At 63.2% G+C, this 25,516-nt stretch carries 21 protein-coding genes and 1 pseudogene; 20 read left to right on the top strand and 2 right to left on the bottom strand.

The window, feature by feature from the left end:
- The first annotated feature begins 21 nt into the window (after positions 1-21).
- The 6 genes and pseudogenes from NKH28_RS13120 to NKH28_RS13145 form a co-directional block, all read left to right on the top strand.
- A complete protein-coding gene (locus NKH28_RS13120) occupies positions 22-1,365 on the top strand; it encodes a murein hydrolase activator EnvC family protein (protein WP_352450875.1) in 1,344 nt (447 codons plus the stop codon).
- Positions 1,366-2,691, top strand: a complete 1,326-nt coding sequence (locus NKH28_RS13125; RefSeq protein WP_023678065.1) for a S41 family peptidase — start codon at positions 1,366-1,368, stop codon at positions 2,689-2,691.
- Positions 2,692-2,894: 203 nt separating this feature from the next.
- Positions 2,895-4,091 carry a divergent polysaccharide deacetylase family protein gene (locus NKH28_RS13130; RefSeq protein WP_352979121.1) on the top strand — a complete coding sequence of 399 codons (1,197 nt, stop codon included), beginning with the start codon at positions 2,895-2,897 and terminating at the stop codon, positions 4,089-4,091.
- Between the two features lies 1 nt (position 4,092).
- On the top strand, positions 4,093-4,614 hold the full coding sequence (locus NKH28_RS13135) for an RNA pyrophosphohydrolase (protein WP_352979123.1): 522 nt from the start codon (positions 4,093-4,095) through the stop codon (positions 4,612-4,614).
- 29 nt (positions 4,615-4,643) lie between these two features.
- The gene (gene alr, locus NKH28_RS13140; RefSeq protein ID WP_352979125.1) at positions 4,644-5,795 is read left to right on the top strand and encodes an alanine racemase; all 1,152 of its coding nucleotides are present in this window, start codon (positions 4,644-4,646) and stop codon (positions 5,793-5,795) included.
- Positions 5,796-5,912: 117 nt separating this feature from the next.
- Positions 5,913-7,190 (top strand): annotated as a pseudogene (locus NKH28_RS13145) (D-amino acid dehydrogenase); the annotation flags it as partial.
- 37 nt (positions 7,191-7,227) lie between these two features.
- Here the strand turns inward: NKH28_RS13145 and NKH28_RS13150 are convergent.
- On the bottom strand, positions 7,228-8,109 hold the full coding sequence (locus tag NKH28_RS13150) for a LysR family transcriptional regulator (RefSeq protein WP_352613322.1): 882 nt from the start codon (positions 8,107-8,109) through the stop codon (positions 7,228-7,230).
- 220 nt (positions 8,110-8,329) lie between these two features.
- On the opposite strand from NKH28_RS13150, the gene NKH28_RS13155 reads away from it, so the two are divergent.
- The 3 genes from NKH28_RS13155 (at position 8,330) to NKH28_RS13165 (ending at position 11,048) form a co-directional block, all read left to right on the top strand.
- Complete coding sequence (locus NKH28_RS13155; protein WP_352979127.1) at positions 8,330-9,826, top strand: CoA-acylating methylmalonate-semialdehyde dehydrogenase; 1,497 nt, start codon at positions 8,330-8,332, stop codon at positions 9,824-9,826.
- Positions 9,827-10,133: 307 nt separating this feature from the next.
- Positions 10,134-10,430 carry a hypothetical protein gene (locus NKH28_RS13160; protein WP_352471247.1) on the top strand — a complete coding sequence of 99 codons (297 nt, stop codon included), beginning with the start codon at positions 10,134-10,136 and terminating at the stop codon, positions 10,428-10,430.
- 303 nt (positions 10,431-10,733) lie between these two features.
- Positions 10,734-11,048: a hypothetical protein gene (locus NKH28_RS13165; protein WP_352471246.1), complete on the top strand. Its 315-nt coding sequence runs from the start codon at positions 10,734-10,736 to the stop codon at positions 11,046-11,048.
- A gap of 13 nt (positions 11,049-11,061) precedes the next feature.
- On the opposite strand, the gene NKH28_RS13170 is transcribed toward NKH28_RS13165, so the two are convergent.
- A complete protein-coding gene (locus NKH28_RS13170) occupies positions 11,062-11,652 on the bottom strand; it encodes a GntR family transcriptional regulator (RefSeq protein ID WP_502893709.1) in 591 nt (196 codons plus the stop codon).
- Between the two features lie 166 nt (positions 11,653-11,818).
- Between NKH28_RS13170 and NKH28_RS13175 the strand changes: the two genes are divergently transcribed.
- From NKH28_RS13175 to NKH28_RS13225, 11 genes are all read left to right on the top strand, one after another.
- Positions 11,819-12,712 carry a dihydrodipicolinate synthase family protein gene (locus NKH28_RS13175; RefSeq protein ID WP_352471244.1) on the top strand — a complete coding sequence of 298 codons (894 nt, stop codon included), beginning with the start codon at positions 11,819-11,821 and terminating at the stop codon, positions 12,710-12,712.
- A 48-nt stretch (positions 12,713-12,760) separates the two neighbouring features.
- The gene (locus NKH28_RS13180) at positions 12,761-14,011 is read left to right on the top strand and encodes an NAD(P)/FAD-dependent oxidoreductase (RefSeq protein WP_352979129.1); all 1,251 of its coding nucleotides are present in this window, start codon (positions 12,761-12,763) and stop codon (positions 14,009-14,011) included.
- A 28-nt stretch (positions 14,012-14,039) separates the two neighbouring features.
- Positions 14,040-15,041, top strand: a complete 1,002-nt coding sequence (locus NKH28_RS13185) for a 4-hydroxyproline epimerase (RefSeq protein ID WP_352979131.1) — start codon at positions 14,040-14,042, stop codon at positions 15,039-15,041.
- Between the two features lie 335 nt (positions 15,042-15,376).
- On the top strand, positions 15,377-16,279 hold the full coding sequence (locus NKH28_RS13190; protein ID WP_352454929.1) for a branched-chain amino acid ABC transporter permease: 903 nt from the start codon (positions 15,377-15,379) through the stop codon (positions 16,277-16,279).
- Between the two features lie 4 nt (positions 16,280-16,283).
- Entirely contained in the window at positions 16,284-17,912 is a 1,629-nt protein-coding gene (gene livM, locus NKH28_RS13195) for a high-affinity branched-chain amino acid ABC transporter permease LivM (protein ID WP_352767577.1), read from the top strand.
- Complete coding sequence (locus tag NKH28_RS13200; RefSeq protein WP_352540330.1) at positions 17,912-19,078, top strand: ABC transporter ATP-binding protein; 1,167 nt, start codon at positions 17,912-17,914, stop codon at positions 19,076-19,078. Before livM ends, NKH28_RS13200 begins: the two co-directional genes overlap by 1 nt.
- Positions 19,078-19,806 carry an ABC transporter ATP-binding protein gene (locus NKH28_RS13205; RefSeq protein ID WP_352979134.1) on the top strand — a complete coding sequence of 243 codons (729 nt, stop codon included), beginning with the start codon at positions 19,078-19,080 and terminating at the stop codon, positions 19,804-19,806. The genes NKH28_RS13200 and NKH28_RS13205 overlap by 1 nt, the downstream gene beginning before the upstream one ends.
- 19 nt (positions 19,807-19,825) lie before the next feature.
- On the top strand, positions 19,826-20,173 hold the full coding sequence (locus tag NKH28_RS13210) for a DUF6867 family protein (protein ID WP_352471238.1): 348 nt from the start codon (positions 19,826-19,828) through the stop codon (positions 20,171-20,173).
- Between the two features lie 138 nt (positions 20,174-20,311).
- Positions 20,312-21,430 carry a branched-chain amino acid ABC transporter substrate-binding protein gene (locus NKH28_RS13215; protein ID WP_352471237.1) on the top strand — a complete coding sequence of 373 codons (1,119 nt, stop codon included), beginning with the start codon at positions 20,312-20,314 and terminating at the stop codon, positions 21,428-21,430.
- 191 nt (positions 21,431-21,621) lie between these two features.
- Positions 21,622-25,080 (top strand): pyruvate carboxylase, encoded by a 3,459-nt coding sequence (pyc, locus tag NKH28_RS13220; protein ID WP_352979136.1) that lies wholly within the window; start codon positions 21,622-21,624, stop codon positions 25,078-25,080.
- 161 nt (positions 25,081-25,241) lie between these two features.
- Entirely contained in the window at positions 25,242-25,502 is a 261-nt protein-coding gene (locus NKH28_RS13225; RefSeq protein WP_023719653.1) for a DUF2312 domain-containing protein, read from the top strand.
- Positions 25,503-25,516 lie beyond the last annotated feature (14 nt).

Raw genomic sequence — 25,516 nt, forward strand, 5'->3', positions numbered from 1 at the left:
CGCGCATAGAGTTGGGCTTCAATGTCTGAAGACTGGAAATCACGAACGGGCTCCTGGCGCGTGCGCTACGGCATCGCCGTGGCGACGATCGCGCTTTCGCTCGGCGTCGCGCGGGCCGAGAACACGCTCGACCTGGCGCCCGACCCGGACCAGAGCCGCGCCGAATACGAAAAAGTATCGAAAGAGATCACGCTGTCGTCCGAGCGGCTGGCCAAGCTCGCCGCCGACATAGCGGCTGTCAAGAAGGACCACGCCTCGATCACCGCGGCGCTGATCCAGTCGGCGATGACCGAGCAGAAGCTCGGCCAGGACATCGAGGACATTGGCGGCAAGCTGGAAGGGCTGAAGGCGCAGGAGCAGAAGATCCGCGCCTCACTGGCCGCCAGACGCGACGTTCTGGCCGAAGTGCTCGGCGCGCTGCAGCGCATGGGGCTCAATCCGCCGCCGGCGATCCTGGTCAAGCCGGAGGACGCATTGTCGTCGGTGCGCAGCGCCATCCTGCTCGGTGCCGTGGTGCCGGAACTGCGCCAGCAGACCGACATGTTGCTGGCCGACCTCAAGGAGCAGTCGCGGGTGACGGCCTCGATCGAGGCCGAGCGGGCGCGGCTGACGGCAGCTGTCGGCGAGCAGGCGGCGGAAAAAAAGCGGCTCGGCATGCTGCTCGAAGCCAAGCAGAAGCTCGCCGCCGATACGCAAACCGCGCTGGCCGCCGAAAAGCAGCGGTCCGCGACGTTGGCGGCCAAGGCCGGCAGCCTGAAAGAACTGATCGCCTCGCTCGAGGCCGACAGAGCCCGCAAGGCGGCGGATGCGGCCAAGGCAGCCGAGCAAAAGACGGCCGACGCCGACAAGGGCCCGGCATCGGCTGCGGCGCCGACGGAATTGGCCTCGCTGCCGGTGCCGGAGAGCAACAGGCTCACCGCTGCCGCGCCGTTTTCCGCGCTTCAAGGGCAGATCGCGCTACCGGTCACCGGCAGGATCAAGCGGCGCTTCGGGGCCAACGACGGTAACGGCGCGGTGATGCTCGGTGACATGGTTGCGACACAATCGGGAGCCATCGTCACAGCGCCGGCGGATGGAAATGTGCTTTATGCGGGGCCTTTCCGCTCTTACGGTCAACTCTTGATCCTGAATGCGGGTGACGGCTATCATGTCGTCCTGGCGGGGATGAGCAGAATCAGCGTCGCGTCTGGCCAGTCGGTGCTCGCAGGTGAGCCGGTCGGCGCGATGGGAGAGGCCCGGGTGGCGAGCACCTCGGCATCGAAGAATGGAAATGCCACGCCGGAGCTCTATGTCGAGTTCCGCAAGGATGGAAAACCCGTCGATCCGGCCCCATGGTGGGCGGACCGTTTTTCTGGAAGGACGTGAATGATGCGGAAACTGTCGCTTCTGTTTGCCGGTGCGCTGATGGGTGCATCGGCGATGAGCCTGGTCTATGGCGCGCCCGGCTCGACAGCGAAAGCTGCGGGCTCCGAGACCTATAAGCAACTGGCGATCTTCGGCGATATCTTCGAACGGGTACGGGCGAATTATGTGACGCCGCCCGACGACAAGTCGCTGGTTGAAAATGCCATCAACGGCATGCTGTCGTCGCTCGACCCACACTCCTCCTACATGAATGCCGAAGAAGCGCAGGACATGCGCGTGCAGACCAAGGGCGAATTCGGCGGCCTCGGCATCGAGGTCACCATGGAGAACGACCTGGTCAAGGTGATCACGCCGATCGACGATACGCCGGCCGCCAAGGCAGGCGTGCTCGCCGGCGACTATATCGCCAAGATCGACGGCGAGGAGGTCCGCGGCCTGACGCTCAACGACGCCGTCGAGAAGATGCGCGGGCTGGTCAATACGCCGATCAAGCTCACCATCCTGCGCCAGGGCGCCGACAAGCCGATCGAACTGACCGTCGTGCGCGATATCATCAAGGTCAAGGCGGTCAAGTTCCGGGTCGAAAACGACATCGGCTACATGAAGATCACCTCCTTTACCGAAAAAACCTATGACGACCTCGAGAATGCCATCGACACCATCAAGAAGCAGGTGCCGAACGACAAGCTCAAGGGCTACGTGCTCGACCTGCGTCTCAATCCGGGCGGTTTGCTCGACCAGGCGGTGAGCGTGTCGGATGCCTTCCTCGACCGTGGCGAGATCGTCTCGACGCGCGGCCGCGATCCGAAGGACGTCACCCGCTTCGACGCGCGGGCCGGCGACGACATCGGCGGCAAGCCGCTGATCGTGCTCGTCAATGGCGGCTCGGCCAGTGCCTCGGAAATCGTCGCCGGCGCGCTGCAGGATCTGCGCCGCGCCACGGTGGTCGGCACGCAGTCCTTCGGCAAGGGTTCGGTGCAGACCATCATTCCGCTTGGCGAGAACGGGGCGCTGCGGCTGACGACGGCGCTCTATTACACGCCGTCCGGCAAGTCGATCCAGGGCAAGGGCATCACGCCCGACATCAAGGTCGACCAGCCGCTGCCGGCGGAACTGCAGGGCAGGGACCTGACGCGCGGCGAATCGGACCTCAAGGGCCATATCAAGGGCGCCGACGAAAGCACGACCGGTTCGGGTTCGGCAGCCTATGTGCCGCCGGAACCGAAGGACGATTTGCAGCTCATCTATGCCGAGCAGCTGCTGCGCGGCCAGAAGACCGATCCGGCGTTCCCGCCGAATCCGCAAAAGGCCGTGTTGAACCAGTAAGGGCAGGCAAGCCGGGCCAAACAGGTCTGGCTGCCTGAGCGAAGCGATGCGATGCTGCCGGGGCCGCGAGGCTCCGGCAGTTTGATTCGGGGGCCGCGGCCGGCATGCTGCGCGTCCAGTGAAGCAAGGGGACGCGCCGACATTTTGGATTTTGTGCCTCCGGAGAAGGTTTACTTCGGGGATGCACGCCGGGGGGTGCGGGCTTGGCTGATATCGGCAAGGACATAGAACGACCTCTCGGACAGGCGATCCGGCTGCCGCACTCAGGCAGCGGGATCAGCGCCGGTACGGTCGCGGCCGCGCTTGTCGTGCTGTCCGTGGTCGGCGTCTCCAGCGCGATCGCCTTGCGAGACAAGCCGTTCCGGAAGCTGCAAGAAGTAGCCGTTTCGACGCCGACGACGCCGGCGGCGGATACCGCCGCCGCGCCCGCCAAGGCGACGCCCGAAACGGCAGCGCCAGGCAACGCAAGCGGGTCCAACATAAGCGGGCCGCAGACGGGCGGTCCGCAGATCATCCATGTCCAGACCGAGGGGGGCGACGCTCCACCCGAGGCGGCCATAGTCATTCGCGACCCTTCGACGATCGGCCAGAACCTCAGGATCGCGCATATTCCCGACAAGGCGCTGGTCGAGGCCAGCGAAACCGGTCCGTTGCCGATCCGCGCCGCCGACGGCAGGCGCCCGTTCGATGTCTATGCGCGGCCGTGGTCCGGGGCTCGCGGTGCACGCGTCGCGCTCGTCATCGGCGGGCTTGCCGTGTCGCAGACCGGCACGCAGGCAGCCATCGCCAAGCTGCCGGCGGAAGTGACGCTGGCCTTCGCGCCGCAAGGCAACAGCATCGGCCGCTGGATGCAGGTGGCGCGGCAGAGCGGCCATGAGGTCATCATGCAGGTACCGCTTGAGCCGTTCGACTATCCGAACGTCAATCCCGGCCGTAACACGCTGACCGTGGCTGCAACGCCGGACGAGAATTTGAAGAATTTACGCTGGGCGCTGTCGCGAACGACCAACTACACCGGCGTCATGAACTATATGGGCGCCCGCTTTTCGGCCGACGCGACGGCGATGGGGCCGTTGATGGCCGAGCTTGGCAAGCGTGGTCTGGCCTATGTCGACGACGGTTCGTCGGCGCGCAGCCTGGCACCCGAACTGGCGCTGAAGGACGGCGTGCCGTTCGTCGGCGGCGATACGGCGATCGATGCCGTGCAGGACCGCGGCGCCATATTGAAGAAACTGGATGGGCTGGAAGCGACGGCACGGGCGAAAGGGTTTGCCGTCGGCATCGGCTCGGCTTTCGACCTGACGGTGGATACCGTGTCTTCCTGGGTGACCGGGGCCAAGAAGCGTGGCATCGAGATCGTGCCGGTTTCGGCGGTGGCCATAGATCCGGAAAAAGGCTGACATGGCAAAGTACAAGCTCGTTGACCCCGAGACGCTGCCCTACCGGCCCTGCGTAGGGGTGATGGTCCTCAATGAAGCCGGCCTGGTCTGGGTCGGCCGTCGCATTGCCGAGCCGGACAGCGAATTCGCTGGAACGACGCAGCTCTGGCAGATGCCGCAGGGCGGCATCGATGATGGCGAGGAGCCGCTGCCCGCGGCGGCGCGTGAACTTTACGAAGAGACCGGCATGCGCTCGGTGTCGCTGCTGGCCGAGGCGCCGCACTGGATCAAATACGACCTGCCGGCGCATCTGGTCGGCGTCGCCTTCAAGGGACGGTATCGCGGCCAGACGCAGAAATGGTTTGCCTTCCGTTTCCACGGCAACGAAACCGAGATCGCGATCAATCCGCCGCCGGGTGGCCACAAGGCCGAGTTCGACCGGTGGGCGTGGCGGCCGATGCTGGAATTGCCGGGCCTGATCGTGCCGTTCAAGCGCAAGGTCTACGAAGACGTGGTAGCGGCGTTCCGGCACCTGGTGGCGTAGCCGCCGGCCTTCCGTTAAAACAGGTCGCGATGAACGACATCTCCAGCAAATCTCTTCCGCCGACCGTCACCCTGGGCGAACCGATCAGCGAAGCCGCGGCAGGGGCGATCCTGACCATCGATCTCGGCGCCGTCCGTGAGAACTACCGGCGGCTGAAGGCGCGGCTGGGCGGCGTCGGCTGTGCTGGAGTGGTCAAGGCCGACGGCTATGGGATTGGCGCGGCGGCGGTGGCGGCGGCGCTGATGGCTGAGGGCTGCAATACTTTCTTTGTTGCGCATTTGGCCGGCGGCATCTTGCTGCGCAAGGCGCTCGGCTCAGACCCGGCCATTTATGTGCTGAACGGCATTCCGCCGGGTGCGGAAAGGGAAGCGGTTGCGGCAGGGCTTTGCACAGTACTCAACAGCGCCAGCCAACTCGCGGCATGGCGCGAGATGGCCGGGCGGGTGGGCCGCAAATTGCCGGCCGCCCTCCAGGTCGACAGCGGCATGTCGCGGCTCGGCATGGCGCCGTCCGAGGTGAAGGCCGTTGCGCAGGATCCGCAGGCTTTCGACGGTGTCGAACTGACGTTCGTGATGAGCCATCTCGCCTGCGCCGATGAACCCGAGCAGCCGGCCAACGAGCGGCAGCGGCGGGAATTCGAACGGCTGCGCCGGATGCTGCCGGAAGCGCCGGCTTCGTTTGCCAACTCATCAGGCATTTTTCTCGGGCAGCGCTATCACTACGACCTCGCTCGTCCCGGTGCCGCTCTCTATGGCATCAATCCGACGCCGGCGAAGGAAAACCCGATGCTGCCGGTGGTGCGATTGCAGGCCAAGGTCATCCAGACGCGGATATTGGAGGCCGGCGCCGGTGTCGGCTACGGCCACACTTTCCACACCAAGGCTCCGCTTGCCGCGGCGACGATTTCGCTCGGCTATGGCGATGGCTGGCATCGACGCGCCGCTTCCGTCGCCTGGCTCGAAAATGTGCGGCTGCCCTTCGTCGGCCGGGTTTCGATGGATTCGATCATCCTCGACATTTCCGCATTGCCGCCCGGCAGGCTGAAGGCCGGCGACCTCGTCGAACTCATCGGACCGTCGTCGCAGACGGTGGACCAGGTAGCCGGCCAAGCCGGCACCATCGGCTATGAGGTCTTGACCAGCCTCGGCCACCGTTTCCACCGGCGCTATGTGAATGGCTAGGACGCAAGGTTGTTGTCCTCACGCATGTCTTTTCCCTAAGCATCGGCACTTGGCTGACGCCACAGAATCCGGCAGACATGAGGCGGCGATGATCCCGGTCTCGAATCCCGACGAGATGCCGCCGCGGAGAACCAAACGATGAAGATCTTCGTGCTGGGCGGCGGCGTGATCGGGGTCACCACCGCCTATTTTCTTGCCGAGGCCGGTCATCAGGTGACGGTGATCGATCGCCAGAAAGGCCCGGCGCTGGAAACCAGCTTTGCCAATGCCGGCGAGATCTCGCCCGGCTATGCCTCGCCCTGGGCCGGGCCCGGCGTTCCGCTGAAGGCCATCAAATGGCTTTTGAAGAAGCACGGTCCACTGGTGGTGCGACCGGCCCTCGATCCGCATATGTGGATATGGCTGGTCAAGATGCTGCGCAATTGCACGGCTGAACGCTACGCGCTGAACAAGGCGCGCATGGTGCCGCTGGCCGAGTACAGCCGCGACACGCTGAAGGCGCTGCGCGAGGCGACCGGCATCGCCTATGACGAGCGCGCCAAGGGCACGCTGCAGCTCTTCCGAACGCAAAAGCAGCTCGACGGCGTCGGCGGCGATGTCGAGGTGCTGAAGGCCTATGGCGTCCCCTACGAGGTCCTCGACCCCGACGGCTGCATTGCGGCCGAGCCTGGGCTGGCCGGCGTGCGCGAAAAATTCGTCGGTGGCCTGCGGTTGCCCGGCGACGAAACCGGCGACTGCAAGATGTTCACCGACAGGCTTGCCGAGCTTTGCGCAGCACGCGGCGTCACCTTCGAATACGACACGGAGATACGGCGCGTTGTCAAGAAGCGCGATCGCATCACCAACATCAGCACCAGCAAGGGCTGGATGGTCGCCGATGCCTATGTGATGGCGATGGGCAGCTATTCGGCACGGTTCATGCGCATGCTGAAGCGGCCCATCCCGGTCTACCCGGTCAAGGGCTATTCGATCACCCTGCCGATCAAGGACGCCGCCGCTGCACCGGTCTCGACCGTGATGGACGAGAGCTACAAAGTAGCGATCACCCGGCTCGGCGACCGTATCCGGGTCGGCGGCACGGCGGAGATTTCCGGCTTCGACCTGCGGCTGCATGAATCGCGGCGCCGCACGCTCGAACATTCGGTCGGCGACCTGTTTCCGGGCAGCGGCGACATGCGATCGGCGACCTTCTGGTGCGGGCTGCGGCCGATGACACCGGACGGGCCGCCGCTGATCGGCCGCACCGATTTCTCCAATCTCTATCTCAACACTGGCCATGGCACACTCGGCTGGACCATGGCCTGCGGCTCGGCCAAAGTTCTGGCCGACATCATCTCCAGCCGGGTGCCCGACATCGACGTCGGCGATCTCGGGCCCGGACGATACGCCAAGTAAGACGCCCACCAGCTAAGACAGCCAGCGGCCGGCAGGCTCACGCGAACAAACCCCTGTCCCGTTCGACGGCCTTGGTAATGAAGCTCGCGACGACCTGGACGCGGCGCAGCGGCCTGACCGATTCATGATAGACCAGCCAGTAGGCGCGGCGGATGGGTGCGACGATATCGAGAGGCACCAGCTCCGGCATCGAGCGGGCAACGAAGGTGTGCAGGATGCCGATGCCGGCGCCGGAACGCACCGCTTCGGCCTGGCCGAGCGCGGAGGAAATGGCGAAGCTGGTCCGCCAGTCGGGGCTGAATTCGGCCGCGTAGTCGAGCGAGGGACTGACGATCAGGTCCGGCACGTAGCCGATCAGCGTATGCTGGCCTAGCTCGGCGGCGGTTCCGGGCAGGCCATGGGTGTCGGCGTAGGCACGCGACGCGAACAGGCCGAGCGTGTAGTCGACCAGCTTTCCCGCCACCAGGCGGCCTTCCGTCGGCCGTTCGACGGTGATGGCAATGTCGGCCTCGCGCCGGGACAAAGAGAAGGAGCGTGGCACCGGCACCAGCTGGATGGTGAGCTCACGGTGCAGAGCGGTCAGCGCGCCGAGGCGCCTGGCCAGGAAGGCGACGCCAAAGCCGTCCGGCGCGCCGATGCGCACGGTGCCCGAGATGTCGTCGCCTTCGCCTGAAACGGTCGAGCGCGCGGCGATCATGTCGCCCTCCATGCGTTCGGCAATCTCGAGGAAACGCTCGCCCGCCGGCGTCAGCTCGCTGCCGGTGGTAAGCCGGCGAAACAGTTTTGTCCTGAGCGCTGCCTCGAGGGCGGCAATGCGGCGCGAGACGGTCGCGTGATTAAGCTCCAGCCGCCTGGCGGCGCCGAGGATCTGGCCGGCCCGCGCTACGGCAAGGAAGATACGGGCATCATCCCAGTTCATGAGGGTGGTCCGGATAATGACGATTACGGCAGCGCTCGACGGCGAAGAAACTCAATTTCTCAATCCCATGGCGTACACCGCACATCTCTATCATTTGCGCTATTTGATGTACAGACACCCACCGCTATCTATTCTCCGCACAACGGTTGCGTTTTCGCTCGCGTTGCCATCGCTCCCGCAAAGGCGGACAATGCCTCATCACGAACCAGGGAGAGAGACCATGATCGAATACGGTCATTTCATCGGCGGCAAGCGCGTCGCCGGAACCAGCGGCCGCAAGCAGGACGTCATGCAGCCGATGGACGGCACGGTGCGCGGCACGGTGGCGCTGGCTTCGCAGGCGGAATTGCGTGCGGCGGTCGAAAACGCCAAGGCCGCACAGCCCGGCTGGGCGGCGACCAATCCGCAGCGGCGCGTACGCGTCCTGATGCGGTTCCTCGAGTTGGTCGCCAAGGAGTATGACGCGCTGGCCGAGGTATTGGCGCGCGAACACGGCAAGACCATCGCCGACGCCAAGGGCGACATCCAGCGCGGCCTCGAAGTGGTCGAGGTCTGCATCGGTGCGCCGCATATGATGAAGGGCGAGTTCACCGATGGCGCCGGCCCCGGCATCGACGTCTATTCGATGCGCCAGCCGCTCGGCGTCGTCGCCGGCATCACGCCGTTCAATTTTCCGGCGATGATCCCGCTGTGGAAGATCGCGCCGGCCATCGCCTGCGGCAATGCCTTCATTCTCAAGCCGTCCGAACGCGACCCGGGCGTGCCGATGCGCATTGCCGAACTGTTCATCGAGGCCGGTCTGCCGGCGGGCATCCTCAATGTCGTCAATGGCGACAAGGAAGTGGTCGACGCCATCCTCGACGATGCTGACATCAAGGCCATCGGTTTCGTCGGCTCGACACCGATCGCCCAGTACATTTATTCGCGCGGCTGCGCGGCCGGCAAGCGCGTGCAGTGCTTCGGCGGCGCCAAGAATCACATGATCATCATGCCGGATGCCGACATGGACCAGACCGTCGACGCACTGATCGGCGCCGGCTACGGCTCGGCCGGTGAGCGCTGCATGGCGATCTCGGTGGCCGTCCCGGTCGGCAACGACACCGCCAACCGGCTGATGGAAAGACTGGTGCCGCGCGTCGAGAGCCTGAAGGTCGGTCCGTCGACGGATTCCTCCGCCGATTTCGGCCCGCTGGTCACGGCGCAGGCGCTGGAGCGGGTCAAGTCCTATGTCGACACCGGCGTCAAGGAAGGCGCCAAGCTGGTCGTCGACGGCCGCGGCTTCTCCATGCAGGGCTACGAGAACGGCTACTATATGGGCGGCTGCCTGTTCGACAATGTGACCGCCGACATGCGCATCTACAAGGAAGAGATCTTCGGGCCGGTGCTCTCGGTCGTTCGCGCACCGACCTACGAGAACGCCATCAAGCTCGCCAACGAGCACGAGATGGGCAATGGCGTCGCCATCTTCACCCGTGACGGCGACGCGGCGCGCGACTTCGCCTCGCGGGTTCAGGTCGGCATGGTCGGCATCAACGTGCCGATCCCGGTGCCGATCGCCTACTACACCTTTGGCGGCTGGAAGGCGTCCTCCTTCGGCGACCTCAACCAGCATGGGCCGGACGCGTTCCGCTTCTACACCAAGACCAAGACGGTAACGTCGCGCTGGCCGTCCGGCGTGAAGGACGGTGCCGAGTTCGTCATCCCGACGATGAACTGACCGAACGGTTTCCTGTCAGCGCGTCCTCGCCTTCGGCTTGGGGCGCGCGGGCCGGCGTGAAGGATGGCGCCGAATTTGTCACCCCGACGATGAACTGATCCAAATCGCAGAAAGCAAGAAAAGGCCCGGGCACCAAGCTCGGGCCTTTTTGTCGCGGTCTTCATCGGCATGAACACTAATGTGATGGAACCAAGAAGGCAGCAATCTTCTTAGGTTGCAGTCCTGCCGCGAAGGAGATGCTGGCAGATTAACCAACGGCGCTGGTGACGGCTCCGGGGGATATCGTCCGGCGCAAAGGAGGTGTCAGATGGCACGTCTCATGGCGACTATAGCTTGCGCTGCGATGGCCCTTTCCGCCGTCCCGGCAATGGCTGCCGAGCAATGTGCGGCACGCGCCGATATGGTCAAGGCGCTCGGCGAGAAGTTTCATGAAAACCCGAGCGCGGTCGGCGTCGTCAATCCGAATGTGGTGCTTGAAGTCTTCGTTTCCGACAAGGGCACATGGACCATCCTCGCCAGCGACACAAAAGGTCAAAGCTGCGTGATTTCAGTCGGCGAAGGCTGGGAGAGCGCGATGACGAAAGCGGCGCTGCCAGGCACCTGAACGATTTATCACGGGTCTGCGCGCCTCGGCATGGCCGCGCGGCCTGTGGCTCATTCTTTCGGCGACAGCCGTAAAACGGATCTGCAGGCGCCCGCTTGGGCGCCTGCTTGCGCTTTTCCATTATCGATACCATATATCGAGAACATAATGGGAACATCTGAAATCGTTCCCACCAATGGCAGACCGGAACACAGAAAGGAACGACGCGATGATGATGACGTCGGAACCGGCCTGGATCGCTCCGGCAAAATGAGGCCGTCAAACCCCTCCTTTGCCGGAACGTGATGGCAAAGGAGGTGCCCTATGGCACGCAAATCGCTGTTGAGATGGGTGAAAACCCTGGTTCTTGCTGGCGCATTGGCGGTGGGTACGAACACCGCAGGCGCGCAATATCAACACTGCGTTGAACATGGCGAGCTCGTCGCCCATTTGAGCGAGAAGTTCCAGGAAAGGCAGTTTGCTTTGGGGCTGATCGGTCATGAGGCGGTCATGGAAGTCTTTGTCGCCGAGACCGGAACCTGGACCATCGTCGTCACCGATATCGCCGGCAGAAGCTGCATCGTCGCGGCCGGCGACAATTGGGAAAACGTGATGGCCCTGCCCGGCCAGGGCGCATGACGAAATGGCAGGCTCAGCGTGTGGCAGCTGCCTCGGCATGGCCGCGCAAAAGCGCCATCAGGCGCTTGGCGTCCTTGGCCGCGGCATCTTCGTCGCCGGCGAGGATCGAACGGATCAGTGCGACATGATGCTCGGCGGATTCGGCCAAGCCGGTATCGGCCTTGTAGCGGAACCAGAAGCGACGGCTATGGGTTTGCAAGGGTGCCGCCAGGCGCGCGGCGAACGGGTTGTCGGCAGCCAGCGCCAGCGCCTCGTCGAGCGCCTTGTCGGCCTGGATAAAGTAGAACACATTTTCCGAAATCACCGCCTTTTGCATGGCAAGGGCAGCGTCATGGAACAGGTCGGCGGCCTCGCGGGTGACGAAGCGGGCGGCCGAGCGGGCAAGCACCACCTCGACGCCACGGCGGGCGTCGAGGACACGCAGCCAGTCGCCGGGGTGAAGCGGCGCGATGGCGATGCCGGCGCGCGGCCGGACCTCGAGCAGGCCCTCCCAGGCCAGCCGCTGGATTGCTTCGCGAACCGGGGTGCGGCCGAGGCCGAGCCTGTCAATCAGCGCCCCCTCGGTGATGAAGCTCGCCGGCGCCAGTTCGAGAGTTACGATCATGTGCTCGAGCCTGCGGTAGGCCTTCGCAGTTGCCGGCTCGGAGCCCGGGCTGTCATATACCAATGCGGCATCTCCTGATATATTGTTGATATATCATATCAGATTCAACGTTGACAGCCGGCTTCTTAAGAAATATACGACTGATATATCAGATGGAGCGATCGACATGTGGGCCGGAGTCTTCCCCGCCGTTACGACCAAATTCACCGAGGACGACGGCCTCGACCATGCCGAGATGGAGCGCTGCTTTGCGCTGCAGATGGAGGCCGGCTGTGACGGCATCATCGTCTGCGGGTCGCTCGGCGAAGGCCCGATGCTGTCGCACGACGAGAAGATCGCGGTGCTGAAGACCGCGCAGAAGATCGCCGGCAAGAAACCGGTGCTGTTGACGGTCAACGAGGCCGGTACACGCGAGGCGGCGGCGATCGCGCGCCGCGCCGCCAAGGAAGGCGCCAACGGCTTGATGGTGGTGCCGAGCCCGATCTACCATACCAATGCCGAGGAGACGGTCGCGGCACTCAGCGCCGTCGCCGCGGCCGGCGACCTGCCGGTGATGATCTACTCCAACCGGCTTGCCTACCGCGTCGACGTTACCGTCGACCAGATGGAGGAGTTGGCGAAGGACCAACGCTTCGTCGCCATAAAAGAGTCCTCCGACGACATCCGCCGCTCGACCGAGATCATCAACCGCCTCGGCGACCGCTACGACCTGTTCACCGGCGTAGACAATCTCGCCTTCGAGGCGCTGTCGGTCGGCGCCATCGGCTGGGTGGCGGGCCTGGTCACCGCGTTCCCGCGCGAGACCGTCGCCATCTACCAGCTGATGCGACAGGGCCGCCGCGAGGAGGCGTTGAAGATCTACCGCTGGTTCCGGCCGCTGCTCGACCTCGACGTTTCGACCTATCTGGTGCAGAACATCAAGCTTGCCGAAGTGCTGGCGATCAACACCAACGACCGCGTGCGCATGCCGCGCCAGCCATTGTCGGGCGAGCGGCGCAAGGCAGTCGAAAAGATCGTCAGGGATGCGCTGGCGGTGCGGCCAGAGCTGCCGACATTCTGATCCAGTCGCTTTGAAGGCATTTGCAGATGTGCAGCGCGGCGCATGGCAATGAATGATAATGCTACGCTCGATGTCGCCATCATTGGTGGCGGCATCATCGGCATCTGCGCCGCCGCCTTTCTGGCAGAGGCGGGGCGAAACGTGACGATCTTCGATCGGACGGGGATCTGTGAGGAAACCAGCTCCGGCAATGCCGCTGCCTTTGCCTTCTCCGATGTGCTGCCGCTCGCCCACAAGGGCATGATCAAGCAGTTGCCGAAATGGCTCGCCGACCCGCTCGGCCCGCTCAGCATCCCACCCGCGTATCTGCCGAAGCTGCTGCCCTGGCTGGTCCGCTTCTGGCGCGCCGGCCGAAGCGACCGCTATGAAGGCGGCCTTGCCGCGCAGGCCGGGATGATGAAGCTCGCCGAGGCGGAATGGATGGGCTTGCTCGACCGTTCCGGCACACGGCCGATGCTGCGTGAGGACGGCTCGCTCGAACTCTACGACAGCGAGACCGAGTTCAAGGCTTCACTGCCCGGCTGGGCGGCAAGGCAGCGCTTCGGCATCGGCTTCAGCCATGTCGAGGGGAGCGCTCTCACAGCCCTGCAGCCCGGTCTGTCGCCGCGCTTCGTCAAGGGAACGTTCGTGCCTGGGTGGAAAACCGTTGCCGATCCCAAGCTGCTTGGAAAGGCCTTGTGGGCCTATGCCGAGAGGTTGGGCGCCGGGTTCGAAAGGGCCCGGATCGAGCGTGTCGAGGCGGGACAGGACGGCGCGATCCTGACCACGGCCGACGGCACGCGGCGACGGGCGAAGCACGTCGTCATCGCTGCCGGGGCCTGGTCGCATCTGCTGGCGAGACATCTCGGCGACGGAATCCCGCTGGAGACCGAGCGTGGCTACAACACGACGTTGCCGAAGACTGCCTTCAACGTAAAGCGGCAATTGATCTTCTCCGGACATGGCTTCGTCATCACGCCGCTCGAGACGGGCCTGCGCGTCGGCGGCGCGGTCGAACTCGGCGGCCTTGAGAGGCCGCCCAATTATGCGCGCTCGAGAGCGCTGCTCGAAAAGGCGCAGAAATTCCTGCCGGGACTGGATCCGGCCAATGGACGCGAATGGATGGGGTTCCGGCCGTCGCTGCCGGATTCGCTGCCGGTGATCGGGCGGTCGCAACAAACGCCGTCTGTGGTGTATGGTTTCGGCCACGGTCACCTCGGCCTGACCCAGGCCGCGGCGACCGGGCGCTTGATCCGCGAGCTCGTTCTCGGGCAGAATCCATCGCTCGATCTCGGCCCGTTCAGCCCGCAACGGTTTTGAGTTCGAAGACAGTCAGTTGGGAGCCGGCATGGCCAAGAATTCCTTCTTCTGCATAGACGGCCACACCTGCGGCAATCCGGTGCGGCTGGTCGCCGGCGGCGGGCCTTTGCTCAAGGGCTCGACGATGATGGAGCGGCGAGCGCATTTCCTGGCCGAATATGACTGGATCCGCACCGGGCTGATGTTCGAGCCGCGCGGCCATGACGTGATGTCCGGCTCGATCCTCTATCCGCCGACGCGTGAAGATTGCGACATCGCCATCCTGTTCATCGAAACCTCGGGCTGCTTGCCGATGTGCGGCCACGGCACCATCGGCACGGTAACTTTTGCCGTCGAGCATGGGCTGATCAAGCCGAAGACACCGGGCGTGCTCAGGCTGGATACGCCGGCGGGCGTGGTCGTAGCGGAGTACAGCCAAGTCGGCGACTATGTCGAGGAGGTGCGCATCACCAATGTGCCTTCCTTCCTCTATGCCGAGGCTCTGACGGTCGAATGCCCCGGGCTCGGCGAGATCAGCGTCGATGTCGCCTATGGCGGCAATTTCTACGCCATCGTCGAACCGCAAAAGACCTATCGCGACATGGCCGACCATTCGGCCGGCGAACTGATCGCCTGGAGCCCGGTGATGCGGCAGCGGCTCAACGAGAAATATTCCTTCGTCCATCCGGAGAATCCCGGCATCGATAAGCTGTCGCACATATTGTGGACCGGGGCGCCGACCAACCCGCAAGCCGATGCCCGCAACGCCGTCTTCTACGGCGACAAGGCAATCGACCGCTCGCCCTGCGGCACCGGCACCTCGGCGCGGATGGCGCAGCTTCACGCCAAGGGCAAGCTTGGGGTCGGCGACGACTTCGTCCACGAATCGATCATCGGGTCGCTGTTCAAGGGCAGGGTGGAGAAAGAGGTCACCGTCGCCGGCAAGCCGGCAATCATTCCGTCGATCGGCGGGTGGGCGCGGATGACCGGATTGAACACGATCTTCATCGACGACCGCGACCCGTTCGCGCACGGCTTCGTCGTCAAATAGAGAAAACGCTGACGCAAGCGAAAGAAAGAGAGCGCAAACGGATTGCCTTCGACGGCGCAACGATCCCGCTCATCAACTTATTTTGACGGCGATTTCTTCGAAATGGGTCGCATGCTGCGATTGAATCGTCAAAGACATTGCGTTAGGCCAATGGTAGGGTCCGCGATGGTCCAGGGGGCGGACGGGAACAAAACGGGCAATCGGACGACGTGCGGCGAAAACACGCGTAATGATCGAAAAATCACGTTGCAATCCGGGCTCGAAACTTTACGACTAGGGAAAATACGAAAAGGAATGCGTCTGCATGGGCGACATTCCAGGGGAGCCACGACAGCATGCAGTATTTTGTCCAGCAGCTTATCAACGGGCTGACGCTGGGATCGATCTATGGGCTGATAGCGATCGGCTATACGATGGTCTACGGCATCATCGGCATGATAAATTTCGCCCATGGCGACATTTTCATGATCGGCGCTTTCACCGCGCTTATCGTTTTCCTTATCCTCGGTGCGTTGTTCTATTCGCTGCCGATCGTCGTTGCGCTGCTGATCATGATGATCGTCGCGATGCTGCTGACCAGCCTGTATAACTGGACGATCGAGAAGGTGGCCTACCGGCCTTTGCGTGGTTCATTCCGGCTGGCGCCGCTGATCACCGCGATTGGCATGTCGATTGCGCTGTCCAATTTCGTCCAGGTGACGCAAGGGCCGCGCAACAAGCCGGTCCCGCCAATGGTGTCCAAGGTCTACAACATCGAAGGCATCAGCGTCTCGCTGAAGCAGATCATCATCGTCCTGGTCACCATAGTCCTGCTGGCGCTGTTCTGGTACCTGGTCAACAAGACCTCGCTCGGCCGGGCGCAGCGCGCCTGCGAGCAGGATCGCAAGATGGCCGCACTGCTCGGCGTCGACGTCGATCGCACCATCTCGATCACCTTCATCATGGGCGCCGCCCTTGCCGCCGTCGCCGGCACGTTGTTCCTGATGTATTACGGCGTGGTGGTGTTTTCCGACGGCTTTACGCCCGGTGTGAAGGCGTTTACTGCCGCGGTGCTCGGCGGCATCGGCTCACTGCCCGGCGCCGTGCTCGGCGGGCTGATGATTGGCTTCATCGAAAGCATGTGGTCGGCTTATTTCTCGATCGACTACAAGGACGTCGCCGCCTTCTCCATCCTGGCGATCGTGCTGATCTTCCTGCCTTCCGGCATTCTCGGCCGGCCAGAAGTCGAAAAGGTCTGAGATCATGGCGGTTACCGTGTCTCCGGAAAGCACCGTCGTCGCCACCCCGGTCCAGCGCGCTTTTCGCGAAGCGCTCTATGCCGGCGCCATCTCGCTTGGCCTGTTCGTGCTGTTCATCGGCCTGAAGACCGACCAGAACATCTCCAACGAACTGATCCTAGTGCAACGCTGGGGCTTGCTCGCCGGCGTCGTGATCGCCACCATGGCAGGACGCTTCCTTTATGTCGCCTATGGCCAACCCTTCCTGGCGAACCAGAAGATCGTCGACGTCGCCACCGGCCTGCTGCCGGTCAGCCTGGCTTCGCGATTCTTCCGCCTTCCCGCGTTCATCGTGGCGCTCGCCGTCGCCGTTATTCTGCTCGCGCTCAGCAGCTTTCTGACCGAGGCCTTAGGGCCGGAACTTTCCGATTTTGTGCGGTTCCTGCGGGCGCTCGCAATCATCTATGCGCTGGCCTGGCTGATATATCGGTTCCGGGCCTTCATTCACGCTCATTTCTCGGCATTGGGCATAACCGCACTGGCGCTCTACCCGATTATCGTGGTGTTGGTGCTGGCTCTATATGCCGGGTCGATGGCCGCCGGTTTCCAGGGCTCGCTGAAATATGTCGACAATTACGGCATCCAGATCCTGATCTATGTGATGCTGGCTTGGGGGCTGAATATCGTCATCGGCTTGGCCGGCTTGCTCGATCTCGGCTATGTCGCCTTCTACGCCGTCGGTGCCTACGCCTATGCGCTGCTCGGCACGCATTTCGGCCTCTCCTTCTGGATCCTGCTGCCCGCCGCCGGCCTGATGGCTGCGTTCTGGGGCGTGATGCTCGGCTTCCCGGTGCTGCGCCTGCGCGGTGACTATCTGGCGATCGTGACGCTCGCCTTCGGCGAAATCATAAGGCTGGTGATCATCAACTGGCGCGAGGTGACCAACGGCTCGGCCGGCATTTCCGGCATCCCGAAGGTGTCTTTCTTCGGCCTGATGTCGTTCAACGTCTCCGATCCGAACTACATCTCGAAGGTGCTCGGCATCGCCCAATCGGGTGCCTACTACAAGATATTCCTCTACTATTTGATCCTTGGGCTCTGTCTGCTGACGGCTTTCGTCACCGTGAGGCTCAGGCGTCTGCCGGTCGGCCGCGCCTGGGAAGCGCTGCGCGAGGACGAGATCGCCTGCCGCTCGCTCGGTATCAACACCACCACCACCAAGCTCACGGCCTTTGCCACGGGCGCGATGTTTGGCGGCTTCGCCGGCTCGTTCTTTGCCGCGCGGCAAGGCTTCGTCAGCCCGGAATCCTTCGTCTTCCTGGAATCCGCGATCATCCTTGCCATCGTCGTGCTTGGCGGCATGGGCTCGCTGGTCGGCATTGCCGTCGCCGCCATGGTGATGATCGGCGGCACCGAAATCCTGCGCGAACTGGATTTCCTCAAGACCGGCCTGAGTTGGGGCAACATCAAGGTTATACCCGGGTTCGGCCCCGACTTCACGCCGGAGCTTTATCGCATGCTGTTGTTCGGCATGGCCATGGTCATCGTCATGCTGTGGAAGCCGCGCGGCTTCGTCGGCAGCCGCGAGCCGACAGCCTTCCTCAAGGTGCGCAGGGCGGTGTCGGGGTCCTTCACCAAGGAGGGACACGGCTGATGAACGCGAGTCCCTCCGTGAACGATGCCATCCTGCAGGTCGATCATTTGTCGATGAAGTTCGGCGGTCTCGTCGCCATCGGCGACCTGTCGTTCCAGGCCAAACGCGGCGAGATCACCGCGCTGATCGGTCCCAACGGCGCCGGCAAGACCACCGTGTTCAATTGCATCACCGGTTTCTACAAACCGTCGGAAGGCATGATCACGCTCAATCGGCGCGACGGCTCGACCTTCCTGCTCGAACGTTTGCCGAACCATGAAATCCCGGCGCGGGCCAAGGTGGCGCGCACCTTCCAGAACATCCGCCTGTTCTCGGGCATGACGCTGCTGGAGAACCTGCTGGTGGCCCAGCACAACAAGCTGATGAAGGCGTCCGGCTATACCATTCTCGGCCTGTTCGGTTATAGCGGATACAGACAGGCTTCGGCGGAATCGGTTGAACTGGCCGAGCACTGGCTGGAAAAGGCCGATCTCGTCGACCGCGCCGACGATCCTGCCGGCGATCTGCCATATGGCGCGCAGCGACGGCTCGAAATTGCTCGCGCCATGTGCACCGGCCCTGAGCTTCTGTGCCTCGACGAGCCGGCCGCCGGCCTTAATCCGAAGGAATCGGCGGCGCTCAATGCACTGCTGATGGACATCAAGGACAACACCGGCACGTCGATCCTTTTGATCGAGCATGATATGGCGGTGGTTATGCAGATTTCAGACCATGTCGTCGTGCTCGAATACGGGCGCAAGATCTCCGACGGCAACCCGCAATCGGTGCGGACCGACCCGCGCGTCATCGCTGCCTACCTCGGCGTCGAAGACGAGGACGTCGAGACGGTGCTGACCGAAGTCGGCGACGAAGACGTCATCGAGCAATTGGATACGGGTCCGGATGCGGCCCACGGCCCAGGCACGTCGTCTTCGTATCTCGCCGGACCGGTTGCCGACACGGTTGGCCACAGCGAGGGCGAACGCGTCACCGTGTCAAAGGGCGCTTCGAAAGCCGGGCAGATCGATGCAAGGTCGAGTGCCGCGGCAAAGTCCGGATCGCCGGCCAAAGCCAAATCGGCCGCGAAATCTTCTGCCGCAAAATCTTCCACTGCAAAGCCGGCCTCCAAGGCTCCGGTGAAGTCAAAAACTCCCGGCACCTCTAATCGGCGTGGAGGGCGGAAATAATGGCCGGCACAACGCTGCTCGATATCAAGGGCGTCCAGACCTACTACGGCAACATCAGGGCGCTGAACGGCGTCGATGTCATGGTCAAGCAAGGTGAGATCGTAGCGCTGATCGGTGCCAACGGCGCCGGCAAGTCGACGCTGATGATGACCATCTTCGGTGCTCCCCGCGCCCGCGCGGGTACCATCACATTCGCCGGTACCGACATCACCCAGATGCCGACCCACGAGATCGCGCGCATGCGCATCGCCCAGTCGCCGGAAGGGCGCCGCATTTTCCCGCGCATGACGGTGATGGAAAACCTGCAAATGGGCGCCAGCCTCGACAACCTCGAGCATTATGACGAGGACGTCGAGAAGGTGTTCACGCTGTTTCCACGCCTGAAGGAACGCATTGCCCAGCGTGGTGGCACGCTGTCCGGCGGCGAGCAGCAGATGCTGTCGATCGGGCGCGCGCTGATGGCGCGGCCGAAGCTGCTTTTGCTCGACGAGCCGTCGCTTGGCCTGGCGCCGCTGATCGTCAAGCAGATATTCGACGCTATCCGGGAGTTGAACCGCACGCAGGGACTGACCGTGTTCCTGGTCGAGCAAAACGCCTTCGGCGCTCTGAAGCTCGCCACGCGCGGCTATGTCATGGTCAACGGCAACGTGACGATGAGCGGCACCGGCAAGGAGTTGCTCGCCAATCCGGAGGTGCGCGCCGCCTATCTCGAAGGCGGCCATCACTGAGTTTCAGGAGACATCAATCATGCAGGGCATTGTCTATGAGGAACCCTCGATCTGGCAGTTCTTCTTCGTCACCTGCCTGCTCGGCGGCTGGGCGGCGTGGATGACGGGCAAGGCATGTGCGCAGACGTGGCGCAGCTTCGCCCAGTTGTTCGCCTACATGCTGGGGCTCGGCATCGGCGTAAGATTCATCCATCATGCGCTGTTCGGCGGAACGATGTTTTCGCTGCATTACTACGTGGTCGACACCATCGTGCTGATGATATTGGGCTTCATTGGCTACCAATACACGCGCACCAACCAGATGGTAACGCAGTATAATTGGCTTTACGAAAGAGCCTCTCTTTTGAGCTGGAAACCAAAAGGTTGACATTTATCATTAACGGCGCTTCAGGGATGAATCGGCGTGACAAGTGCCTGAAAATCGGCAAAGTACTCTTTCTGCGAGCAAGAGTGGGCATCGCATGAAAGCAACATCCACGCCCACTCGGTAAATGGGAGCGTTTCAATGAAAAAGTCACTTTTGTCCGCCGTCGCCCTGACCGCGCTTGTCGCGTTCAGCGGCAGCGCGTGGGCTGACATCCTGATCGGCGTTGCCGGTCCGATCACTGGCCCGAACGCAGCATTCGGCGCGCAGTTGCAGAAGGGCGCCGAACAGGCTGCCGCCGATATCAACGCGGCTGGCGGCATTAACGGCGAGCAGATCAAGATCGAGGTCGGCGACGACGTGTCGGATCCGAAGCAGGGCATCTCGGTCGCCAACAAGTTTGTCGCCGATGGCGTCAAATATGTCGTCGGCCACTTCAATTCGGGCGTCACCATTCCGGCGTCAGAGGTCTATGCCGAGAACGGCATTCTCGTCATCACGCCTTCCGCGACCAACCCGAAGCTGACCGAGCGGGGCCTGTGGAACACGTTCCGTACCTGCGGACGCGACGATCAGCAGGGCAAGGTTGCCGGCGACTACCTCGCCGCGCACTTTAAGGACGGCAAGATCGCCGTCGTCCACGACAAGACGCCTTACGGCCAGGGTCTCGCCGACGAAACCAAGAAGGCACTCAATGCTGATGGCGTGACCGAAGCCATGTATGAGGGCATCAATGTCGGCGACAAGGACTTCTCGGCGTTGATCGCCAAGATGAAGGATGCCGGCGTCAACGTCGTCTACTATGGCGGCCTGCACACCGAGGCCGGCCTGATTATGCGCCAGCTCGCCGATCAGGGTCTCAAGGCCCAGTTCATGTCCGGCGACGGCATCGTGTCGAACGAATTGGCCTCCATCGCTGGCGATGCCGTCGACGGCACGCTGATGACGTTCGCTCCCGATCCGCGCAAGAACCCGAACGCCAAGGAACTCGTGGAGAAGTTCCGCGCCGCCGGTTTCGAGCCTGAAGCCTATACGCTCTACTCCTACGCCGCGCTGCAGATCGTCGCCGCCGCCGCCAACAAGGTCGGCTCTTCCGACGACGCGCAGAAGGTTGCGGAAGAGATCAAGAAGAGTGGCCCGTGGAAGACCGCCATCGGCGACATCGGCTATGACGCAAAGGGCGACATCACCCGTCCCGACTACGTCATCTACACTTGGAAGAAGGGTGACGACGGCAAGTACACCTACTTCGAACAATAAGCCGGCAAACGCCTGCAGCCCAAAAAATGCCCGGCGCCTCGCGCCGGGCATTTCTCATTTGTCTTTTGCTTCATCGCATAGGCGCAAGGATTTAAATCGGTTTAGCCGACGTCTCCATTTTTGTTTGCACTGCAGCATTTTCGCGCTAATCATGTCCAGCAGTTCCCTTTCCCGCGTCCGGAGCCCTGTCCTTGGCAATCTCGAAGATCCTTGTCGCCAACCGCTCCGAAATAGCCATCCGCGTCTTCCGCGCGGCCAATGAGCTCGGCCTCAAAACCGTGGCGATCTGGGCAGAGGAGGACAAATACTCCCTGCATCGCTTCAAGGCCGACGAAAGCTACCAGGTCGGGCGCGGGCCGCATTTGGCCAGGGACATGGGGCCGATAGAAAGCTATCTGTCGATCGAGGAGGTTATCCGCGTCGCCAGGCTATCGGGCGCCGATGCCATCCATCCAGGCTACGGCCTGCTGTCGGAAAGCCCGGAATTCGCCGAGGCCTGCGCCACGGCCGGCATCATCTTCATCGGGCCAAAGCCGGATACGATGCGCAGGCTAGGCAACAAGGTCGCCGCTCGCAACCTCGCGATCGAAGTCGGCGTGCCGGTAATTCCCGCCACCGATCCCTTGCCGGACGACATGGCGGCGATAAAGGAACTCGCCAAGACGATCGGCTACCCGGTGATGCTCAAGGCATCCTGGGGCGGCGGCGGCCGCGGCATGCGCGCCATCCGCTCCGAGGCCGATCTCGCGCGCGAGGTCATGGAAGGCAAGCGTGAGGCGAAGGCGGCTTTCGGCAAGGACGAGGTCTATCTCGAAAAGCTGATCGAGCGCGCACGCCATGTCGAGGTGCAGGTGCTGGGCGACACTCATGGCAACGCCTTGCACCTGTTCGAGCGCGATTGTTCGATCCAGCGCCGCAACCAGAAAGTGGTCGAGCGGGCGCCGGCGCCCTACCTCGAAATGTCACAGCGCGAGGAGCTTTGCGGCTACGCGCTGAGGATCGCGCGCGAAACCAGCTATATCGGCGCCGGCACGGTCGAGTTCCTGCAGGATGCTGATACCGGAAAATTCTACTTCATCGAGGTCAATCCGCGTATCCAGGTCGAGCACACGGTCACCGAACAGGTGACCGGCATCGACATCGTCAAGGCGCAGATCCATATCCTCGACGGCTTTGCCATCGGCACGGCGGAATCGGGCGTTCCGGCGCAGAAGGACATCAGACTCAACGGCCACGCGCTGCAGTGCCGCATCACCACGGAAGATCCCGAGCATAATTTCATCCCCGACTATGGCCGCATCACCGCCTATCGCGGTGCCACCGGCTTCGGTATCCGCCTTGATGGCGGCACCGCCTATTCGGGCGCGGTCATCACCCGCTTCTACGATCCGCTGCTGGAAAAGGTAACGGCGTGGGCGCCGACGCCGGCCGAGACCATCGCCCGCATGAACCGGGCGCTGCGCGAATTCCGCATCCGCGGCGTGGCGACCAACCTCACGTTCCTCGAGGCGATCATCAATCACCGGAGCTTCGCCGACAATTCCTACACCACCAAGTTCATCGACACGACGCCGGAACTGTTCGCCAGTGTGAAGCGGCAGGACCGCGCGACCAAGCTGCTCAACTACCTTGCCGACGTTTCGGTCAATGGTCATCCCGAGACGCGCGGCCGGCCGCAGCCAAAGGCCGATGCGGCGCCACCGGTAGTGCCATATCTCAACGGCAATGTGCCTCAAGCCAGCAAGCAGAAGCTCGACGTGCTCGGGCCGGAGAAATTCGCCGCGTGGATGCGCGAGCAAAAAGAGGTGCTGGTCACCGACACGACAATGCGCGACGGGCATCAATCCTTGCTCGCGACGCGTGTGCGCACCTATGACATTGCCGGAATTGCCGGCACCTATGCGCGTGCTCTGCCGCAGCTTTTGTCGCTCGAATGCTGGGGCGGCGCCACATTCGACGTCGCCATGCGCTTTCTCACCGAAGACCCATGGGAGCGGCTGTCGCTGGTGCGCGAGGCAGCACCCAACCTTCTGCTGCAGATGCTCCTGCGCGGTGCCAACGGCGTCGGCTATACCAACTATCCCGACAATGTCGTCCAGCATTTCGTCCGCCAGGCCGCTGCCGGCGGCATCGACCTGTTCCGGGTCTTCGACTGCCTGAACTGGGTCGAGAACATGCGCGTGGCCATGGATGCGGTCGGCGCCGAGGGCAGACTGATCGAAGCGGCGATCTGTTATACCGGCGACATACTCGATCCGGCGCGGGCGAAATACGATCTGAAATACTATGTCGGCCTGGCCAGGGAATTGCAGGCGGCAGGCGCCCATATCATCGCCGTCAAGGACATGGCTGGGCTTCTAAAGCCGAGCGCTGCCCGCGCGCTGTTCAAGGCACTGCGCGAGGCGACGGACCTGCCGATCCACTTCCACACCCACGACACATCCGGCCTGTCGGCGGCAACCGTGCTGGCGGCGGTGGAGAGCGGCGTCGACGCCATCGACGCGGCGATGGATTCGCTATCGGGCAACACCTCGCAGCCGTGCCTCGGTTCGATCGTGGAGGCGCTGAAGGGCACCGAGCGCGATCCGGGCCTCGACCCGCAGTGGATCAGGAACATCTCGTTCTACTGGGAGGCGGTGCGCAACCAGTATTTAGCCTTCGAAAGCGACCTGAAGGGGCCGGCATCGGAGGTCTATCTGCACGAAATGCCGGGCGGTCAGTTCACCAACCTCAAGGAACAGGCGCGCTCGCTCGGGCTGGAGACACGCTGGCACGAAGTGGCGCAGACCTATCACGACGTCAATCTGATGTTCGGCGACATCGTCAAGGTGACGCCGTCGTCCAAGGTCGTCGGCGACATGGCGCTGATGATGGTGAGCCAGGACCTGACCGTCGCCGACGTCGAGAATCCGGCGAGGGACATCGCCTTCCCGGATTCGGTGGTGTCGATGTTGCGCGGCGATCTCGGCCAGTCGCCGGGCGGCTGGCCAAAGCCATTGCAGAAGAAGGTGCTGAAGGGCGAAAAGCCGATCACGGTGCGGCCGGGTTCGCTGCTCAAACCGGCGGACCTCAAGGCCAGTCGCGCGGAGGTCGAGGAAAAGCTCGAGCGCAAGCTCAGCGAGTTCGAGTTCGCGTCGTGGCTGATGTATCCGAAGGTGTTTTCCGATTTTGCCGCCGCGCAGGAGACCTACGGGCCGGTCAGCGTGCTGCCGACGCCGACCTATTTCTACGGCATGAAGCCGGAAGACGAGATTTTCGTCGACATCGAAAAAGGCAAGACGCTGGTGGTGCGCTGCCTTGCCATCGGCGATGTCGACGAAAAGGGCATGGTCACCGTGTTCTTCGAGCTCAACGGGCAGCCGCGCCGGGTGAAGGTGCCGGACCGGGCGCATGGCGCGTCCGCTGCCAAGGCACGGCGCAAGGCGGAGCCGGGCAATGAGGCGCATGTCGGCGCGCCGATGCCTGGCGTCGTCTCGGCGCTTGCGGTCGCTGCCGGCCAGGCGGTGAAGGCCGGCGACGTGCTGCTGTCGATCGAAGCGATGAAGATGGAAACGGCGTTGCATGCCGAACGCGACGGCACCATAGCCGAGGTGCTGGTCAAGGCCGGCGACCAGATCGATGCCAAGGATCTGCTGATCGCGTTCGGGTGAAACAGGCCGGCATCAGAGAGACTTGTCGGCGCCTGGCAGCAGCCCTTCATGCCGCATCGATAGTACCTTGACCCGCCGCGCCCGGTCGGGCATCGAACCGCTGCAATTCGCCCGCTCGGGTCACCCCGAGTCGCGGCGAGAAACGACGCGGAGAGAAGAATATGGCCGACGACATCACCGAGACCAGCCAGACTGTTGCCGCCGGCCAGCTGCGCGCCTTCATCGAACGAATCGAGCGGCTCGAGGAAGAGAAGAAGACGATTGCCGACGACATCAAGGAAGTGTTCGCCGAGGCCAAGGGCACCGGATTCGACACCAAGGCGATGCGGTCGATCATCCGGCTGCGCAAGAAGGACCAGGCCGAGCGGCAGGAAGAGGAATCCATCCTCGATCTGTACAAGGCTGCGCTCGGCATGGTGTAAAGGCCGGCCTCGGC

Source organism: Mesorhizobium sp. M1227 (assembly GCF_040318315.1).
In the GTDB taxonomy this organism is placed as follows: domain Bacteria; phylum Pseudomonadota; class Alphaproteobacteria; order Rhizobiales; family Rhizobiaceae; genus Mesorhizobium.

What these genes read in the sequence shown, in the direction of transcription:
- NKH28_RS13120 (WP_352450875.1), top strand. Translation starts at nt 22, where the DNA reads ATGTCTGAAGACTGGAAATCACGAACGGGCTCCTGGCGCGTGCGCTAC.
- NKH28_RS13125 (WP_023678065.1), top strand. Translation starts at nt 1,366, where the DNA reads ATGATGCGGAAACTGTCGCTTCTGTTTGCCGGTGCGCTGATGGGTGCA.
- NKH28_RS13135 (WP_352979123.1), top strand. Translation starts at nt 4,093, where the DNA reads ATGGCAAAGTACAAGCTCGTTGACCCCGAGACGCTGCCCTACCGGCCC.
- alr (WP_352979125.1), top strand. Translation starts at nt 4,644, where the DNA reads ATGAACGACATCTCCAGCAAATCTCTTCCGCCGACCGTCACCCTGGGC.
- NKH28_RS13150 (WP_352613322.1), bottom strand. Translation starts at nt 8,109, where the DNA reads ATGAACTGGGATGATGCCCGTATCTTCCTTGCCGTAGCGCGGGCCGGC.
- NKH28_RS13155 (WP_352979127.1), top strand. Translation starts at nt 8,330, where the DNA reads ATGATCGAATACGGTCATTTCATCGGCGGCAAGCGCGTCGCCGGAACC.
- NKH28_RS13160 (WP_352471247.1), top strand. Translation starts at nt 10,134, where the DNA reads ATGGCACGTCTCATGGCGACTATAGCTTGCGCTGCGATGGCCCTTTCC.
- NKH28_RS13165 (WP_352471246.1), top strand. Translation starts at nt 10,734, where the DNA reads ATGGCACGCAAATCGCTGTTGAGATGGGTGAAAACCCTGGTTCTTGCT.
- NKH28_RS13170 (WP_502893709.1), bottom strand. Translation starts at nt 11,652, where the DNA reads ATGATCGTAACTCTCGAACTGGCGCCGGCGAGCTTCATCACCGAGGGG.
- NKH28_RS13175 (WP_352471244.1), top strand. Translation starts at nt 11,819, where the DNA reads ATGTGGGCCGGAGTCTTCCCCGCCGTTACGACCAAATTCACCGAGGAC.
- NKH28_RS13180 (WP_352979129.1), top strand. Translation starts at nt 12,761, where the DNA reads ATGAATGATAATGCTACGCTCGATGTCGCCATCATTGGTGGCGGCATC.
- NKH28_RS13185 (WP_352979131.1), top strand. Translation starts at nt 14,040, where the DNA reads ATGGCCAAGAATTCCTTCTTCTGCATAGACGGCCACACCTGCGGCAAT.
- NKH28_RS13190 (WP_352454929.1), top strand. Translation starts at nt 15,377, where the DNA reads ATGCAGTATTTTGTCCAGCAGCTTATCAACGGGCTGACGCTGGGATCG.
- livM (WP_352767577.1), top strand. Translation starts at nt 16,284, where the DNA reads ATGGCGGTTACCGTGTCTCCGGAAAGCACCGTCGTCGCCACCCCGGTC.
- NKH28_RS13200 (WP_352540330.1), top strand. Translation starts at nt 17,912, where the DNA reads ATGAACGCGAGTCCCTCCGTGAACGATGCCATCCTGCAGGTCGATCAT.
- NKH28_RS13205 (WP_352979134.1), top strand. Translation starts at nt 19,078, where the DNA reads ATGGCCGGCACAACGCTGCTCGATATCAAGGGCGTCCAGACCTACTAC.
- NKH28_RS13210 (WP_352471238.1), top strand. Translation starts at nt 19,826, where the DNA reads ATGCAGGGCATTGTCTATGAGGAACCCTCGATCTGGCAGTTCTTCTTC.
- NKH28_RS13215 (WP_352471237.1), top strand. Translation starts at nt 20,312, where the DNA reads ATGAAAAAGTCACTTTTGTCCGCCGTCGCCCTGACCGCGCTTGTCGCG.
- NKH28_RS13225 (WP_023719653.1), top strand. Translation starts at nt 25,242, where the DNA reads ATGGCCGACGACATCACCGAGACCAGCCAGACTGTTGCCGCCGGCCAG.